Origin of the sequence: Sutcliffiella halmapala (assembly GCF_050107295.1) — a bacterium.
Lineage (GTDB): Bacteria > Bacillota > Bacilli > Bacillales > Bacillaceae_I > Sutcliffiella_A > Sutcliffiella_A halmapala_A.
In genome coordinates, this window is the sequence record NZ_JBNIKR010000029.1 from 1 (window position 1) to 1,271 (window position 1,271).

General features: G+C 54.8%; 1 rRNA gene. It reads left to right on the plus strand.

Annotated elements, in window-relative coordinates:
* Nucleotides 1-1,271: ribosomal RNA gene (locus ACQCT5_RS22865) — 23S ribosomal RNA — on the plus strand; the annotation flags it as partial.

The window sequence follows — 1,271 nt, forward strand, 5'->3', positions numbered from 1 at the left end:
ATAAGGCTGAGCTGTGACAGCGAGGGAAATATAGTACCGAAGTTCCTGATTTCACACTGCCAAGAAAAGCCTCTAGCGAGGAGTATGGTGCCCGTACCGCAAACCGACACAGGTAGGCGAGGAGAGAATCCTAAGGTGAGCGAGAGAACTCTGGTTAAGGAACTCGGCAAAATGACCCCGTAACTTCGGGAGAAGGGGTGCTCTGTTAGGGTGTTAAAGCCCGAGAGAGCCGCAGTGAATAGGCCCAGGCGACTGTTTAGCAAAAACACAGGTCTCTGCGAAGCCGTAAGGCGAAGTATAGGGGCTGACGCCTGCCCGGTGCTGGAAGGTTAAGGGGAGAGGTTAGCGCAAGCGAAGCTTTGAACCGAAGCCCCAGTAAACGGCGGCCGTAACTATAACGGTCCTAAGGTAGCGAAATTCCTTGTCGGGTAAGTTCCGACCCGCACGAAAGGCGTAACGATCTGGGCACTGTCTCAACCAGAGACTCGGTGAAATTATAGTACCTGTGAAGATGCAGGTTACCCGCGACAGGACGGAAAGACCCCGTGGAGCTTTACTGTAGCCTGATATTGAATTTTGGTACAGCTTGTACAGGATAGGTAGGAGCCTGAGAAGCCGGAGCGCTAGCTTCGGTGGAGGCGTCGGTGGGATACTACCCTGGCTGTATTGAAATTCTAACCCGCAGCCCTTATCGGGCTGGGAGACAGTGTCAGGTGGGCAGTTTGACTGGGGCGGTCGCCTCCTAAAGAGTAACGGAGGCGCCCAAAGGTTCCCTCAGAATGGTTGGAAATCATTCGCAGAGTGTAAAGGCACAAGGGAGCTTGACTGCGAGACCTACAAGTCGAGCAGGGACGAAAGTCGGGCTTAGTGATCCGGTGGTTCCGCATGGAAGGGCCATCGCTCAACGGATAAAAGCTACCCCGGGGATAACAGGCTTATCTCCCCCAAGAGTCCACATCGACGGGGAGGTTTGGCACCTCGATGTCGGCTCATCGCATCCTGGGGCTGTAGTCGGTCCCAAGGGTTGGGCTGTTCGCCCATTAAAGCGGTACGCGAGCTGGGTTCAGAACGTCGTGAGACAGTTCGGTCCCTATCCGTCGTGGGCGCAGGAAATTTGAGAGGAGCTGTCCTTAGTACGAGAGGACCGGGATGGACGCACCGCTGGTGTACCAGTTGTCTTGCCAAAGGCATAGCTGGGTAGCTACGTGCGGACGGGATAAGTGCTGAAAGCATCTAAGCATGAAGCCCCCCTCAAGATGAGATTTCCTTTT